Raw genomic sequence first — 15,543 nt, 5'->3', positions numbered from 1 at the left:
ACAGCGCGCAGCAACCGGAGCGTACTAAAGTACGTGAGGATTGCGAGCACTGCCCAAGCTCAAAAGCACCAGTAAGCTAGCTTGCGGCTTCTAACCTGGCGTAGGCGGCAACGAGCCACTTTATGCCCTCGCCCGGGAACGCCACTTGCAGGCGGCTATGCTCGCCGCTGCCTTCCATGTTGACGATGGTACCTTCGCCAAATTTAGGATGTGTCACGCGCTGGCCGAGTTTGAAGCCGGTATCGCTGACGCTGGTTGGCGTGCCGACGCTGCGGTTGCTCATCGGACGCGACACATTAGCGCGCATCCTGACTTCTTCGACACAATCTTCCGGTAATTCACCGACAAAACGGGACGGACGATGGGAGACTTCTTTGCCATATAAGCGGCGGGTTTCGGCGTAAGTCAGGGTCAGTTTCTGCATGGCGCGGGTGACGCCAACGTACGCCAGACGACGTTCTTCTTCCAGACGCCCGCCTTCTTCGAGCGACATCTGACTCGGGAACATGCCTTCTTCCATACCGACGATGAATACCTGCGGGAACTCCAGACCTTTGGCCGAGTGCAACGTCATCAGTTGCGTGGCGTCCTGATTGGCATCCGCCTGCCCTTCACCCGCTTCGAGCGCGGCGTGCGACAGGAACGCCTGCAACGGCATAAGATCTTCGTCTTCATCCTGATAGCTGAACTGACGCGTTGCCGTCACCAGTTCCTCTAAGTTTTCGATTCGCGCCTGGCCTTTTTCGCCTTTTTCCTGCTCATACATGATGAACAGGCCGGAATCTTTGATCACCCGGTCAGTCTGCACGTGGAGCGGCATGTCTGAAGTTTCATGCGCCAGTGCGTCGACCAGTTCGGTGAAACGTTGCAGGGATGACGCTGCACGGCCTGCCAGCACCTTTTCCTGTAACAATGCACGCGTAGCCTGCCACATGGTGAGCTGACGGTCACGGGCCGTCTGGCGCACCACATCCAGCGTGCGGTCACCGATGCCGCGCGTCGGGGTATTCACCACGCGCTCAAACGCCGCATCATCATTGCGGTTGGACATCAGACGCAGATACGCCAGCGCATCTTTGATTTCCTGACGGTCAAAGAACCGCTGCCCGCCATAAATTCGGTATGGCATCGCCATCTGCAACAACGCTTCTTCCAGCACACGCGACTGGGCATTGCTGCGGTAAAGAATGGCGCAATCTTTCAGCGCACCGCCGTTGTCCTGCCAGGTTTTGATACGATTAACCACAAAGCGCGATTCATCCAGTTCGTTGAATGCGCAATACAGTGAAATCGGTTCGCCTTCGCCGTCTTCAGTCCACAGGTTTTTGCCCATACGACCGTTATTGTTTTCAATCAGCGAGTTGGCAGCTTTCAGAATGGTGCTGGTCGAACGGTAGTTCTGCTCCAGACGGATAGTTTCTGCATTCGGGAAATCTTTCAGGAAGCGCTGGATGTTTTCAACCTGCGCACCGCGCCAGCCGTAGATCGACTGGTCATCGTCGCCAACGATCATCACGTTATTATTGTCGCCCGCCAGCAGACGGATCCAGGCGTACTGAATACTGTTGGTGTCCTGGAATTCGTCCACCATCAGGTTGGTAAAGCGCTCGCGGTAATGCTGCAAAATATGCGGCTTGTTCAGCCAGAGTTCATGGGCGCGCAGCAGTAACTCGGCAAAATCCACCAGCCCGGCGCGGTCACAGGCTTCCTGATAGGCCTGATAGATGCGTAACCAGGTCGCTTCGACAGGATTGTTGTAAGTCTCAACGTGCTGCGGGCGAAGACCTTCGTCTTTTTTGCCGTTGATGTACCACATTGCCTGGCGCGGCGGCCATTGTTTCTCGTCGATGTTCAGCGCTTTGATCAGACGCTTAATCAGACGCATCTGGTCGTCACTGTCGAGGATCTGGAAATCCTGCGGCAGATTAGCGTCCAGATGGTGCGCACGCAGCAAGCGGTGCGCAAGGCCGTGGAAGGTACCGATCCACATGCCACCCTGACTGGTGCCAATCAGCTGGTCGATACGGTGGCGCATTTCCGCCGCCGCTTTGTTGGTGAAAGTCACCGCCATAATGGAATACGGCGAGCACTTTTCGACTGCCAGCAGCCACGCGATGCGGTGAACCAGCACGCGGGTTTTGCCACTGCCTGCCCCGGCCAGCACCAACAGATTGCTGCGCGGCGCGGCCACGGCTTCACGTTGTTTTTCATTCAGGCTGTCGAGCAGGTCAGAAACGTCCATAGGCACCGTTTGTCAGGATGAGAAAAACACTCACCACGTGAATGCTTTTCTACTGTGAATTTATACAGAGTAATTTATGAAGGGATTATAGCAATGCTGTCAGCGATGCCAACTGCGAAATCTCAATATGCGGTAACAGACGGGCATCCTTAATGTGCATCAGGTCGCCTTCGCGCAAATTAATCCAGCACGATTGCATGCCGCAACGCACGGAACCCGCGACGTCCGTCGTCAGGTCATCGCCAACGTGGAGAATGTTTTCCAGCGGAATATCCAGCTTCATCGACGCCTTTTTATACATGTCAGCATAAGGCTTGGCGCGGCCATGATCGCCGGCACGCAGGGTGAACTGGAAATACTGCGCCAGGCCACAGGCGTGCGGATCGGCATTGCCGTTGGTGATCGCCACTAAAGGCCAGCGTTCAGCCAGGGCGGCCAGCGCGTCGTGATTTTCTCCCGGCACATAAATCCGGCTGCGCCACAGGGCGAAGGTTTCCATCGCGGCTTTTGTGCCCAGTTTGGCATCGCCTTCGCTCAGGCCTGCGCGGGTCATCGCCAGCAAAACGGCCTGACGACGCCATTCGGTGACGTCGTGATAAATCTCAGCATCCTCTGCCAGCAATTCTGCGCGCATCAGGCGGATGGTGTCCGGTGCCATTTCAGCCAGTGCCGGATGAAAACCCTGAATTGATTTCAGCGTTTCAGAATCGGTGCGACGGATAACATCGTAATTGTCATACAGCGTGTCGTCTAAATCGAAGGTGATCGCTTCAATGCGTTTCAGCGGACGATAGAACTTCATCATGATTTTCCTCGTTTTGCGCGGGGATGCGCGGCGTCGTAAACCGTCGCCAGATGTTGAAAGTCCAGATGGGTATAAATTTGCGTGGTGGACAAATTCGCGTGCCCCAGCAGTTCCTGCACCGCGCGTAAATCACCGCTGGATTCCAGCACATGTGTGGCAAACGAGTGACGCAGTTTATGCGGATGAATATGGCTGTTAACGCCCTGTTTCACGCCCCATTCGGCAAAACGCTTCTGAACATTACGCGCAGAAATGCGGCTGCCTTTGCTCGACAAAAACATCGCGTCATCCTGCGGATTAAAATCAGCGCGGCGTTCCAGCCAGTGTTCCAGCCAGGTAACGGCAGTGCGCCCGATCGGCACCTTGCGTTCTTTACTGCCTTTACCCAACACGCGTACTTCGCCGGAGGCCATATCGATATGTTTACAGTCGATTCCCACCAGTTCAGAAAGACGCAGCCCGCCGCCGTACATGACTTCCAGCATCGCGCGGTCACGCACGGAAAGCGGATCGTTAAGATCGATCTCCAGCAGTTTATTCACTTCATCGACATCAAGATTCTTGGGCAGATGTTTCGGTGAGCGCGGCGTGGAAATCCCTTTGGCAGGATTGGCACTTAATACGCCTTGTCGCACAAGCCAGTCGAGAAAACTGCGCAACGAAGACATGCGCAGCGCCAGACTGGAAGGCCCTAAACCGGCGCGTTTGCTGCGCGCCAGTAACATGCGGACTTTAGGTGCATCAAGCTGCTGCCAGTGAGAAATGCCTATTTCGCCGGAGATGGCGATCAGGGCTTCTAACTGGCGGCTGTAATTGGTGGTTGTGAGCGGACTGAGTTGACGTTCGACGTGCAGGTAACGCAGAAACGCCTCGACCGCGGGATAGAGAGGCGATTCGGTGTGGCTCATACCCGTTCTATCCAGCGTTCCAGCAGGCCGGGTAACATTTTTGCCAGTTGGTCGAGTAAGACGGTGCCCATTCCCGGCTGGTAGTGTTGCGGGTCGCGGCTGCTGAAAATCAGCACCCCCAGTTCACCGTGCTCACCCATCAGGGAAAGCGCGACAGAACCGACGGCTTTGGCCTGCGGCAATAACAGCAACAGTTCCGGGCCGTTCAGGCCACCCAGATAGTGCGGGGTTTCGCCCAGACGCTGAATACGCATCGATTCAAACGCGCCGCGACTCACCGCCAGATGGGTGAAATCAGAAGGCGCGCCGATACGCCATCCCTCACTGAACAGACGCACATTGGCGCCCGCCAGCCCGAGACTGCGCGCCCAGCGTTGCAGACGGTTAAGCATATCCTGCAAACTGCTGGCCGCCGCGAGCGTAGCCTGTAACTCGATCATCCGCCCGAACAGCGATTCGTTGATCGACGCCTGCTCCATCAGCAAGGTGATTTCTTCTTCAAGCTGCGCAATCTGATGACGCTGACGCCCGAGTTGCCATTCAACCAGCGAAATGCTGCCTTTCACCGGATGCGGTACGTGCATCTGCTCGACGCTGCGGGCATTACGAATAAAGAAATCCGGGTTTTGCAGCAGATATTGCATCACGCTGTCGTCGTCGAGTGCTATCACCGGTTCAATCTGGTCATCAAGATTGTTCATAGATGAATAAATCCGTCGTAAACATGAGTGGCAGGTCCGGTCATATACAGCGGATGACCCGGCCCTTTCCAGCGAATTTCGAGGCTGCCTCCCGGCAGTTCCACCTGAACTTCTTCAGCAAGTAACCCTTGCTGGATACCTACCGCAACGGCGGCACAGGCACCGCTTCCGCACGCCTGTGTTTCACCGGCACCCCGTTCGTACACGCGCAACTTGACGCTTTCCGGACTGAGGATCTGCATGAACCCGACGTTCACACGCTCGGGGAAGCGTTCGTGGCTTTCCAACATCGGTCCGAGAACTTCGACTTCTGCCGTTAATACATCCTCAACCTGTAGCACGCAGTGCGGGTTTCCCATCGACACTACGCCGCAGAATACTGTGCGCTCTTCTGCACGCAGAATATAGGTCTTTTCCGGTTTCGCTGCACGGAAAGGAACCTGTTGCGGTTCAAACACCGGCTCGCCCATATTGACCTGAACTTCTTCATCTTCCGTTACCGTCAGCACCATGCGGCCGGTCTGCGTACTGACGCGAATATCGCGTTTGTTGGTCAGACCTTTAATGCGGACAAAGCGGGCAAAGCAACGCGCGCCATTGCCGCACTGCGCCACTTCGCTGCCGTCGGCATTGAAGATTCGGTAGTGGAAATCTAATTCGGGGTCATAAGGGGGCTCTACCACCAGCAGTTGGTCGAAACCTACGCCACGGTGACGGTCAGACAAACGGCGGATCAACTCAGGCGAGAAGTAGACATTTTGAGTTACGGCATCAACGACCATAAAATCGTTTCCCAGGCCGTGCATTTTGGAGAACTGCATAACTGACTCCGTTTACCGCTGGTCAAATCCAGTCGCGATGATCCCTTAAGAAAAGGGCTCCGGCAGTGCTGCACGAAACCCCCGGCACAGGCCGGTTAATCTCTGGAATTAGTCGTGAGATCTTCTGGTGATACACCTTTCTGCTGCGATGAACCGTCGTTAGCAGTACCTGGAACATTACTGGTTTTCTGAGTCGTTGATTTTTCCGGTGGGGGGAAATACAACGGCCCTTTCAGTCCGCAACCGGAGAGAGAAAATAATATCGTCGCGGCCAGAGACCAGCGTAAAGCGTTTTTCATTTTATGAATGCCCGTAATTCATGCGACCAAGCTCTCTATAATCGCAGGTGGATCATGAAAAGCAACAGGAATCGATAAAACACACGGGCACATTTTCAGGGTTTAAAGAGAAGGAAAGCCAGATATTCTGCCGCGTGTCCGGGATTGGGACGTCTTTTCTAATGTAACTGAAATTGCTGTTTCAACCGGGAAGGTTCGACCTCAGTTTCAGGCACAGCGGCGCAGGCCACAGATAACGCGTTGCTGCGAAACGGGATCACCTGAATACGCTCATCAAGGGACACAATCTGGTAGAACTGCGGCAGGTTAAAGTTGATAAAGCTTGAGCCGTAGGTAAACCGGTCGTGCGAGGAGGAGTAGAAGCGGCTGACGTCACGCACCAGATCTTCTTTACTGCCTTCACAATGGTGATAGACCTCGACCCGGTTCGACTCGTCGAGAATATAGATATTAAAACCAATGTCGTCGGAGCTGTCTTCGAAGAAGAACTGAATGATCCCTTCGCTGGCGTAGCCGTCAATAACCGCCGGCAGATGTGCCTGGTCAGTCTGCAATTTTACCGACAATCCGTGCAGCTTATTATTGGAAATCGCACCGTAGAACTCGATGGCGTTTTCCAGCTTCTGCACCGAAACACTCAGGCGTTCGAAGAACAGACCCCAGGTTTGCCCGGCAACGCGCACGGCTTTGAAACGGCCTGGCTCAAGACGTTTGCTCGACAGGCGAAGTTCGATGCATTCCGACACCAGCTGCTGAACGCGCGTGCGGATAAGGCCGCGTAAATGCTGGCTGTAGCAGAACACTTCCACCGATTCCGGCGGTGCGGCGTCCTGATGCATTTTGCCCAGAATGGTTTTCAGCGCTTCCAGCACCGCCTGTTCACCGCTGAAATGCAGCGTACGCACTTCGTTCCACGAGTTGCGATAAAGCAGGTCGATACTGCCAACCATACATTCCTGATTTTGCCCGAAGCTGAAAACATCCAGTTTACGGAAATCGAAATGCACCACCTGATTACGGAAAGCGGCGGTCGGATCATGTTCCAGATTGACGATAATCGCTAAGTGGCGAATTTCGCACGGGCTGTATAACGCTTTTGGCGTCGGTGCAGCCAGTCGCAGCGGGAAGCTATGCGACACATCCGCCACCAGTTCGCGCAATTTAGCGATATCACACAGACTGCCGCTTTTTATATGCAGGCGCGTCGTAGACGTCAGCAGGCCATTGAAATAGGCCCACGCCACCAGTTTGTTCAGATAACGGTTATATTCCAGCGGCTGATGGCTGACGATGGATTCCATCGACGGCGACTGGTTATACAGATACCAGCCGGTGCGGTTCGCACGGCCAATCGGCACATGAATAAAGGTTAAATCGTTCTCAGACAGGTCAGGCGAAATCTGCGGATTCACCAGCGTGACTTTGCCCGGCAGTGCTTCGAACGCGGCGTACAACTTACGGGTCAGCACGCCGATATCCTGCGGGCTGGCGCTGACGCTTAAATTGTTGCGACGGGCAAAGCGGATCAGGTTGCGATAGCTTTGCATCATGGCATCGAGCAGTTCGTTATGCGCTTCGCGCACACGCTCGATTTTCCAGTTCGCCCGGTTATCCAGCATCACCAGACGTTCTTCGTCCCAGCCCCATTCCGCGACCAGCTGACTGAGAATTTCACGACGCCAGCCCACGGATGCCCGTGCGCGGGAAAGTTTTTCACAGACTTTTAAATAGAAACAGCGGCGGACTAAATCAAGGCGGGTAGGGTCTTCAATCTGGGTGAGATAACGGGTCACGCGGTCGAGCATCATACAGTAAGGATCCAGCCCGAAGCTGACAATCTCACCCTGATGCAGACGCTGTTTGATACCCATCGCCAGCAACTGGGTTTGCGGGTATTCCCACGAATAGGCTTCCAGCAGCAGCGTTTTGAGCACCGCTTTATAAGGCGAATCGATACTTTTATACAGCTGCCACAGGCTCGCGCCGAAATACTCTTCCGCTGAAAGCGTGCTGAGGCCGCCCAGATCCAGCCATTCATTCGGCGTCAGGGCGCCCTGCGCGTACAGCGAGAGAACGTATTCGTCGTAATGGGCTTCTTCTTCGCCCGGTACCATATTCCACAGAATACGCTTACCGGCCATGCGCACCGCGGTGCGATAGAATTCGTCGAGTAATAAGATGTGCTGCGTTGAGCCGCAGTCTTCGCCGCCCAGGCTGCCACTTTCGTTATGGCGGAAGCGGTTTTCGTCGATCAGGAAGAAGCTGACTTCCACGCCCAGCGAGGCGGCCCATTTTTCTAACAGGCTGCATTTTTGCTGTAAGCGGTTGCGTTCTTCGTTATCGAGCCAGGACTGATGGCAGACCCAGATATCCAGATCAGAACTTTGACTCTGACCGATTGAGGAGGTGCTGCCCATCGAATAGACGCCGGTGATCGGCAATTCGCCCTTAACCGTAGGCTCGAGCGCGCTGCCCCATTTGTCTTCGAGGTCTGTCAGATAGGTTTGCTGGGATTCATCAGGCGTGAAAATGCAGATACCATGCGGAACCTTACCTTCAAGGTATCCCGGCATCAGAGGGTGATGGTGATGTAAAAAGACAGGAAGCAGTGTGTAGACCTGTTGAAACGCAGGACCCATGGCTGCCAGCGCACGATCGACTCGTAACTGGTTGATCGCATCCAATCTTTGCTTCAATGTCTCGATGTAGAGGTACAAGACGTCTCGCCTGATTATACAGTGTCTGGAAATAACCCCGTTCCAAATCCGTCATTTATCGTGATGCTTATGCTTTGAACAATCATGATTGTGCAAATAGTTGACGAATTATTGCTGGAAACGTGATCAATTTAACACCTTGCTGATTGACCGTAAAGAAAGTAACGCACCACAATTACTCTTCCGCTTCTCTGGATTTTACCGTCTGTTCCTGAAAGGGACAATTCCCCGCAGTGACCGTTACCCTACTTTTTCGAATGGCTTCTTACGCTGACAGCTTTCTATTGTCAGTGGTAGGATGGTCACAGAGACAGTTAAACGGTAACAAACATGTTAGACAAAATCATTCGAATTGCCACCCGCCAGAGCCCTCTGGCTCTGTGGCAGGCACAATATGTTCAAAGCCAGCTGATGGCCTGTCATCCCGGTTTGCAGGTGGAACTGGTCCCGATGGTCACCAAGGGCGATATCATTTTAGATACCCCGCTGGCCAAGGTCGGCGGCAAAGGCTTGTTTGTGAAAGAGCTGGAGCTCGCGATGCTCGATGGTCGCGCGGATATTGCCGTGCACTCTATGAAAGATGTGCCGGTTGAGTTTCCTGAAGGGCTGGGACTGGTCACAATTTGTGAACGCGAAGACCCGCGCGATGCTTTCGTCTCAAATCACTATGCCAGTCTGGCTGAGTTGCCGCATGGCAGCGTAGTGGGGACCTCCAGCCTGCGCCGTCAGTGCCAGCTGCGTCAGAAACGTCCGGATCTGGTGATCCGCGATTTGCGCGGCAATGTTGGCACCCGCTTATCTAAACTCGATAACGGCGAATACGATGCCATTATTCTGGCCGTCGCCGGACTCAAACGTCTGGGTCTTGAGGATCGTATCCGTACGGCGCTGACGCCGGAAGAGTGTCTGCCCGCGGTCGGACAAGGTGCAGTCGGCATCGAATGCCGTCTCGACGATCACAACACCCGCGATTTACTCGCCCCCCTGGCGCACCGCGAAACCACGGTACGCGTTGAGGCTGAACGGGCGATGAATATGCGCCTCGAAGGCGGTTGTCAGGTGCCGATTGGCAGCTACGCCGAACTCGACGGCGACCAGCTGTGGCTGCGTGCACTGGTTGGCGCACCCGACGGGAGCCAGATGGTATCCGGTGAACGTCGCGGTCGCGCCGCTGACGCACACAGCATGGGCGTGGAACTTGCCGAAGAACTGCTGGCCAACGGCGCACGTGAAATTCTGCAAGAGGTCTATAAAGGGAACGCTCCCCAATGACCATTCTGGTTACCCGTCCCTCTCCGGCAGGAGAAAAGCTGGTTAACCGGCTGCGTACAATGGGCCGGGTAGCCTTTCATTCCCCGCTGATTGAATTTGCGCCGGGGAACCAGCTCGCAATGCTGCCGAACCTGCTATCCTCATTAAATCAGCAGGATCTGGTCTTTGTTCTCTCTCAACATGCGGTGAACTACGCCGATCGCGCATTACGTCAGTCTGCCACCCGCTGGCCGGATAACGTCAGCTATTATGCGATTGGCCGCACCACAGGCCTGCTGTTTCATCGTGCCAGCAGTCTCCCGGTTGTCTATCCGCAGGATGGTGAAACCAGCGAGATGTTATTGAATCTCCCGGCGTTGCAACGCATACAAGGCAAAAAAGCGCTGATATTGCGTGGCAATGGGGGAAGAGAATTGCTGGCCGAAACGCTCTCCGAACGCGGCGTTGAAGTGACCTACTGCGAATGTTATCAGCGCAGCCCGGTTTACTACGATGCCAGCGAACAGAGCGCTCTCTGGCAACGCGCCGGAATCGATACGCTGGTCGTGACCAGCGGTGAAATGCTGCAACAGCTGTACCAGTTAGTTCCTGATTACTACCGAAACTCATGGTTACTGCGCTGTAATCTGGTCGTGGTCAGTGAACGTTTGGCAACCCTCGCCCGCCAGCTCGGCTGGAGCGCAATTCGGGTTGCCGAGAATGCAGACAATGATGCGCTGATCCGCGCATTACAACTACCTGACTAAGGGATGTGCCAAAATGACGGAACAAAAAAAACCTTCCGCGCCGGATGAGAATGTTGTTATCTCCCCAGCGGTTGAGAGCCCCCAGCCAGAAGCTTCAGACCGTGACCAGGAGCTGAAAACGCTGCGTAAAAAGCAACGTACCGCGCCGGTGTTAGGCGCTATCGCGATTGTATTAGTGATCGCACTCGGAGCGGGTCTTTACTATCACGGACACCAGCAATCGCTGGCCCAGGCCGCCTCCAACCAGGCGCTTTCTGAACAGCTTGATGCCCTGCAAAAAAGCCAGCAACAGGATAAGCAGCAAATCGCTGCCCTGCTCGCTCAGCAGGATAAAACTCAGCAGGCCGCTGACCGCCAGCAGGCGTCGTATGGTCGTCAGTTGAATGAGTTACAAGATAAAGTGGCCAGCATTTCAGGCAGCGATGCCAAAACCTGGTTACTGGCTCAGGCGGATTATCTGGTGAAACTGGCAGGTCGCAAGCTGTGGAGCGATCAAGATGTCACCACGGCGGCCGCACTGCTGAAAAGCGCCGATGCCAGCCTTGCGGACATGAATGACCCGAGCCTGATTGACGTGCGCCGCGCACTGAACGAAGACGTGGGCAGCCTTTCTGCTGTCGCACAGGTGGATTTCGACGGTATCATTCTGAAGCTGAATCAGCTGTCAAATCAGGTGGATAACCTGCGTCTGGCCGACAATGACACTGACGACTCCCCGATGGACAACGACAGCTCAAGCCTTTCCGGCTCAATGACTGAATGGCGTCAGAACCTGACCAAAAGCTGGCACAACTTTATGGATGACTTCATTACCATCCGCCGTCGTGATACCAGCGCAGAACCGCTGCTGGCTCCGAATCAGGATGTGTATCTGCGCGAAAATATCCGTTCGCGCCTGCTGATTGCCGCACAGGCCGTACCGCGTCATCAGGATGAAGTCTACAAACAGTCACTGGAAAGCGTGTCCACCTGGGTTCGCGCCTATTTTGATACGTCTGACCCGTCAACCAAAGCTTTCCTGGAAGAACTGGATAATCTCAGTCAGCAATCCATTTCAATGGATGTACCGGACGAGCTGAAAAGCCAGCCGTTGCTGGAAAAACTGATGCAGACCCGCGTGCGTAACCTGCTCCAGCAGCCCGCCGCCGCCACGCAGGGGGAATAGCGCATGTTACGAGTCTTCGTGTTATTCCTGATTGTGTTTGCCGCAATTATTGTCGGCCCGATCCTGGCCGGTCATCAGGGCTATGTCCTGATCCAGACAGACAACTACAACATTGAAACCAGCGTCACCGGTTTAGTCATTATGTTGATCGTGCTGATTCTGGTGCTGTTCTTTATTGAATGGATCCTGCGACGCGTTCTGCGCACCGGTGCGCGTACCCGCGGCTGGTTTGCCGGGCGTAAAAGCTCTAAAGCGCGTAAGCAAACGAACGCGGCGATGCTCAAACTGGCAGAAGGCGATCATCGCCAGATGGAAAAACTGCTGGCACGCAATGCCGATCACGCCGAACAGCCGGTGGTGAACTATTTGCTGGCAGCGGAAGCGGCGCAGCAGCGCGGCGATGATATCCGCACCAATCAGTATCTGGAACGTGCGGCGGAAATCGCCGATACCGATCAGATGCCGGTGGATATTACCCGCGTGCGCATTCAGCTGGCGCAGGGTGAAATCCATGCCGCGCGCCACGGCGTTGACCGTTTGCTCGGACAGTCGCCACGTCATCCGGAAGTGTTACGTCTCGCGGAACAGGCCTATCTGCGTACCGGCGCGTACGGTTCGTTGCTGGAAATTTTACCTTCAATGGCCAAAGCCGATGTCCGTAGTGACGATGAAATCCGCGTTCTTCAGGAACAGGCTTATATCGGCATGATGAATCAGCTGATGGCAGAAGAAGGCAGCGAAGGCCTGAAACGCTGGTGGAAGGATCAGAGCCGCAAAACCCGTCATGAAGTGGCGCTGCAGGTCGCAATGGCGACGCATCTGATTGAATGCAACGATCAGGATCTGGCGCAGGAAGTGATCCTCGACGGGCTTAAACGTCAGTACGACGACCGACTGGTCGCCCTGATGCCTAAATTGCGTTCGGGCAATCCTGAGCAGCTGGAAAAAACCCTGCATCAGCTCATTAAGCAAAATGGCACCACGCCGCTGCTGAGCAGCACGTTAGGTCAGTTGCTGATGAAGCACGGTGAATGGCAGCAGGCGAGCGAGGCGTTCCGTGAAGCGCTGAAACAACGTCCTGACGCGTATGATTATGCGTGGCTGGCTGATGCGCTGGATAAACTGCATAAACCGGCAGAAGCGGCGGAGATGCGCCGTGAAGGGCTGATGCTGACGCTGAATAATTCACAGCAACCGTAATACAAATGCTGTCTGCAAAAGGCTCCTTCGGGAGCCTTTTTTATGTCTGTATTTAATATCTGTCGTAAATTTCAGACAAAAAAAACACTTGTCTGAAAGACAAGTGTCTAAAAACAATCAGGTCCAGGACAACAGATTTAGTGCCTCACTCAACGTTTTGCCTTCTGGATGATAACGCTTGCGCGATATCGGTCAGGATGACAATAGGCACTGTAAATTGGCTCTGCATCATTCCCAGGTTTATGAAGCCGGAGCAAACATAATGGATGGAATGAGCATCTACGGCGGGAATATTGCAGGACGCGTGCCAGGATGGCAAGTATCTGCTTAAATTTTTCTATTGCACTAATAACTAACGATTTTATTTTATCAGGCTACGGAACTGAGTTTTTGCGGGAGACAGGAGTCGTCCGATAAACCGCCATTATGTCGCCGGTAAACGACGTTTGAATGTCAGCTTATGTGACTCTTTAATTATCAATAAGATATATGTCTCCTGAGAGAGACAGGCTGGCAGCGGAATGTCGCGGATAAACAACAGAGTTAGTTGGAATAGTACAGACGAAAAAAAACCTGCTTTAAAAAAGCAGGTTTCTTCGAATTGGTCGGCGAGAGAGGATTCGAACCTCCGACCCACTGGTCCCAAACCAGTTGCGCTACCAAGCTGCGCTACTCGCCGATGTCGTGCATCATACTACTTTCTGATGCTAACTGCATCATTTAAATGAAATTTGTGTGTGGTGCGAAGGGAGGGACTCGAACCCTCACATCCAAAGGACACTAACACCTGAAGCTAGCGCGTCTACCAATTCCGCCACCATCGCATGTCACAATCACAAAATCATTTTTAGAGTGGGGTGGCTAATGGGGCTCGAACCCACGACAACTGGAATCACAATCCAGGGCTCTACCAACTGAGCTATAGCCACCATATCTCTAACTACTACTAACGTGAACTGTCAGACTTCAACACTTCACCGCAACTCTAGCGCATACTAAATGGTGCGCCCGACAGGATTCGAACCTGAGACCTCTGCCTCCGGAGGGCAGCGCTCTATCCAGCTGAGCTACGGGCGCTTAGCGCCGTTGCGGGTGGGGATACTACGGTTTTAACGCTTGGCTGTCTAGTGCTTTTTTTCAGAAATATTGCGTTTGATTACGCTTTATCCAATACGCCTTAAAAGTAAGCGCCTTCCCTTCCCCACCCATGACTTACAGCGTTATTTTGCTTTTTCCGCCGTCCGTGCGGCACGTTTGTGCATGCCGAGGCAGAAGTATATCAGCGACACCGCCGCAATAAAAATACCGCCTACCAGTAAAGAAACTCGCGTATCCGGGTTAATCGCCATCCCCACCAGTACACACGCCAGAACAATCAGTGTCAGGTAATTGGTATAAGGGAAGAGAATCGATTTAAACGGATGGTTTTTCAGTTTCTCTTTATGCGCCTCACGAAAACGCAGCTGGCTGACCAGCACCACAAACCACGGCACCATGCCCGGCAGGACGCTGGCACTGTAGACGTACACGAAAACTTTTTCAGGATTCGGGATGACGTAGTTAAGACACGAACCCACCAGCAGACACAAAATGGTGATCGCAATCCCGTAAACCGGTACGCCGCTTTTCGAGACCTGGCTCAGGAACGCAGGCAACTGACGATTTTGCGATAACGCATAAAGCATACGCCCGCAGCTGTACATGCCGCTGTTACAGCCTGACAGCGCCGCCGTCAGCAACACGAAGTTGATGATACCTGCCGCCGAAGCGATACCAATCTTCGCAAAGGTCAGTACAAACGGGCTGCCATGCGTGCCCATTTCGTTCCACGGGAAGATAGTAATGATGACGAAAATCGCGCCGACGTAGAAAATCAGGATACGCCACAGGATGTTATTGATGGCACGTTTAAGTGTCACCTGCGGATTCTTCGCTTCACCGGCGGTGATCCCCACCAGTTCCACACCCTGATAGGACGCCACCACAATACACAGCGCAAACAGGAAACCTTTCCAGCCACCGGCAAAGAAGCCGCCATGCGCCGTCAGATTCGCAAAACCAACGGCTTCACCGTGATTGCCAAATCCAAAGAAAATGACCGCCAGACCGACCACGATCATCACAATGATGGTGGTAATTTTGATCAGCGCAAACCAGAACTCCATCTCGCCGTACAGTTTGACCGCCGCGAGGTTTGCCGCAGCGACAATCGCCACCGCCGCCAGCGCGGGGATCCACTGGGGTAAATCAGGGAACCAGTATTGCGCGTAAACGCCAATCGCGGTGATTTCTGATATCCCCACCGCTATCCACATGAACCAGTAGCTCCACGCGGTGAGATAGCCGTAATACGGCCCGAGGTATTTATGCGCATACACCGCAAACGAACCGGCGACCGGTTCCAGGTGCAGCATTTCGCCCATTGAGCGCATAATAAAGAAGACGAACACACCGGCCAGAATGTACGCCAGTAACACTGACGGCCCGGCCCATTTCAAGGTGCTCGCCGCGCCCATAAATAATCCGACACCGATGGTGCCGCCCAGTGCGATCAGCTCAATGTGTCTCGCTTCAAGCCCCCGGTGTAGCCCACCCTTCTCTTCTTGGTTCGCCATAGATCCTCAATTTCTCTCTCATTGTGTTTGCCTTCCGGAAGGACCGGAATGT

Annotated in this window: 12 protein-coding genes and 4 tRNA genes; 4 read left to right on the top strand and 12 right to left on the bottom strand. The window is 54.0% G+C overall.

Translation table 11 applies throughout. The features are described from left to right. Nucleotides 1–76: 76 nt before the first annotated feature. From uvrD to D6C13_RS20270, 7 genes are all read right to left on the bottom strand, one after another. Complete coding sequence (gene uvrD, locus D6C13_RS20300) at nucleotides 77–2,242, bottom strand: DNA helicase II (RefSeq protein WP_120134471.1); 2,166 nt, start codon at nucleotides 2,240–2,242, stop codon at nucleotides 77–79. 85 nt (nucleotides 2,243–2,327) lie between these two features. Next, nucleotides 2,328–3,044, bottom strand: coding sequence for a 5-amino-6-(5-phospho-D-ribitylamino)uracil phosphatase YigB (gene yigB / locus D6C13_RS20295; protein ID WP_120134470.1), 717 nt, complete (start codon nucleotides 3,042–3,044; stop codon nucleotides 2,328–2,330). After that, on the bottom strand, nucleotides 3,044–3,955 hold the full coding sequence (gene xerC, locus D6C13_RS20290) for a tyrosine recombinase XerC (protein ID WP_120134469.1): 912 nt from the start codon (nucleotides 3,953–3,955) through the stop codon (nucleotides 3,044–3,046). The genes yigB and xerC overlap by 1 nt, the downstream gene beginning before the upstream one ends. Then, nucleotides 3,952–4,656, bottom strand: a complete 705-nt coding sequence (locus tag D6C13_RS20285) for a DUF484 domain-containing protein (RefSeq protein WP_120134468.1) — start codon at nucleotides 4,654–4,656, stop codon at nucleotides 3,952–3,954. The genes xerC and D6C13_RS20285 overlap by 4 nt, the downstream gene beginning before the upstream one ends. Continuing rightward, entirely contained in the window at nucleotides 4,653–5,477 is an 825-nt protein-coding gene (gene dapF, locus D6C13_RS20280; protein WP_120134467.1) for a diaminopimelate epimerase, read from the bottom strand. The genes D6C13_RS20285 and dapF overlap by 4 nt, the downstream gene beginning before the upstream one ends. Nucleotides 5,478–5,572: 95 nt before the next feature. After that, on the bottom strand, nucleotides 5,573–5,776 hold the full coding sequence (gene lptM / locus D6C13_RS20275; RefSeq protein WP_112290268.1) for an LPS translocon maturation chaperone LptM: 204 nt from the start codon (nucleotides 5,774–5,776) through the stop codon (nucleotides 5,573–5,575). 158 nt (nucleotides 5,777–5,934) lie between these two features. Then, entirely contained in the window at nucleotides 5,935–8,493 is a 2,559-nt protein-coding gene (locus D6C13_RS20270; protein ID WP_120134466.1) for a class I adenylate cyclase, read from the bottom strand. Between the two features lie 330 nt (nucleotides 8,494–8,823). On the opposite strand from D6C13_RS20270, the gene hemC reads away from it, so the two are divergent. From hemC to hemY, 4 genes are read left to right on the top strand one after another with little or no spacing between them, the layout of a single operon-like run. After that, nucleotides 8,824–9,765, top strand: coding sequence for a hydroxymethylbilane synthase (hemC, locus tag D6C13_RS20265; RefSeq protein ID WP_120134465.1), 942 nt, complete (start codon nucleotides 8,824–8,826; stop codon nucleotides 9,763–9,765). Further along, nucleotides 9,762–10,511, top strand: coding sequence for a uroporphyrinogen-III synthase (gene hemD, locus D6C13_RS20260; protein WP_120134464.1), 750 nt, complete (start codon nucleotides 9,762–9,764; stop codon nucleotides 10,509–10,511). The genes hemC and hemD overlap by 4 nt, the downstream gene beginning before the upstream one ends. 13 nt (nucleotides 10,512–10,524) lie before the next feature. Further along, on the top strand, nucleotides 10,525–11,676 hold the full coding sequence (hemX, locus tag D6C13_RS20255; protein ID WP_120134463.1) for a uroporphyrinogen-III C-methyltransferase: 1,152 nt from the start codon (nucleotides 10,525–10,527) through the stop codon (nucleotides 11,674–11,676). A 3-nt stretch (nucleotides 11,677–11,679) separates the two neighbouring features. Beyond that, complete coding sequence (gene hemY / locus D6C13_RS20250; protein WP_120134462.1) at nucleotides 11,680–12,876, top strand: protoheme IX biogenesis protein HemY; 1,197 nt, start codon at nucleotides 11,680–11,682, stop codon at nucleotides 12,874–12,876. Nucleotides 12,877–13,478: 602 nt separating this feature from the next. On the opposite strand, the gene D6C13_RS20245 is transcribed toward hemY, so the two are convergent. The 5 genes from D6C13_RS20245 to thrP form a co-directional block, all read right to left on the bottom strand. Further along, a tRNA-Pro gene (locus D6C13_RS20245) sits at nucleotides 13,479–13,555 on the bottom strand. Nucleotides 13,556–13,614: 59 nt separating this feature from the next. Then, nucleotides 13,615–13,700, bottom strand: a tRNA-Leu gene (locus D6C13_RS20240). A 29-nt stretch (nucleotides 13,701–13,729) separates the two neighbouring features. Beyond that, nucleotides 13,730–13,805 (bottom strand) — tRNA-His (locus D6C13_RS20235). A gap of 71 nt (nucleotides 13,806–13,876) precedes the next feature. Beyond that, nucleotides 13,877–13,953, bottom strand: a tRNA-Arg gene (locus D6C13_RS20230). A gap of 143 nt (nucleotides 13,954–14,096) precedes the next feature. Continuing rightward, nucleotides 14,097–15,491 carry a bifunctional threonine/serine APC transporter ThrP gene (gene thrP / locus D6C13_RS20225; protein WP_120134461.1) on the bottom strand — a complete coding sequence of 465 codons (1,395 nt, stop codon included), beginning with the start codon at nucleotides 15,489–15,491 and terminating at the stop codon, nucleotides 14,097–14,099. Between the last annotated feature and the right edge of the window lie 52 nt (nucleotides 15,492–15,543).

The organism is Rahnella woolbedingensis (genome assembly GCF_003602095.1).
Lineage (GTDB): Bacteria > Pseudomonadota > Gammaproteobacteria > Enterobacterales > Enterobacteriaceae > Rahnella > Rahnella woolbedingensis.
The sequence above is the reverse complement of the archived record's forward strand: the minus strand, read 5'-3'. Positions and strand labels throughout refer to the sequence as shown.

Coding starts and splice junctions, on each gene's coding strand:
- yigB (WP_120134470.1), bottom strand. CDS start 3,044: ATGAAGTTCTATCGTCCGCTGAAACGCATTGAAGCGATCACCTTCGAT.
- hemC (WP_120134465.1), top strand. CDS start 8,824: ATGTTAGACAAAATCATTCGAATTGCCACCCGCCAGAGCCCTCTGGCT.
- uvrD (WP_120134471.1), bottom strand. CDS start 2,242: ATGGACGTTTCTGACCTGCTCGACAGCCTGAATGAAAAACAACGTGAA.
- thrP (WP_120134461.1), bottom strand. CDS start 15,491: ATGGCGAACCAAGAAGAGAAGGGTGGGCTACACCGGGGGCTTGAAGCG.
- hemD (WP_120134464.1), top strand. CDS start 9,762: ATGACCATTCTGGTTACCCGTCCCTCTCCGGCAGGAGAAAAGCTGGTT.
- D6C13_RS20285 (WP_120134468.1), bottom strand. CDS start 4,656: ATGAACAATCTTGATGACCAGATTGAACCGGTGATAGCACTCGACGAC.
- xerC (WP_120134469.1), bottom strand. CDS start 3,955: ATGAGCCACACCGAATCGCCTCTCTATCCCGCGGTCGAGGCGTTTCTG.
- hemX (WP_120134463.1), top strand. CDS start 10,525: ATGACGGAACAAAAAAAACCTTCCGCGCCGGATGAGAATGTTGTTATC.
- hemY (WP_120134462.1), top strand. CDS start 11,680: ATGTTACGAGTCTTCGTGTTATTCCTGATTGTGTTTGCCGCAATTATT.
- lptM (WP_112290268.1), bottom strand. CDS start 5,776: ATGAAAAACGCTTTACGCTGGTCTCTGGCCGCGACGATATTATTTTCT.
- dapF (WP_120134467.1), bottom strand. CDS start 5,477: ATGCAGTTCTCCAAAATGCACGGCCTGGGAAACGATTTTATGGTCGTT.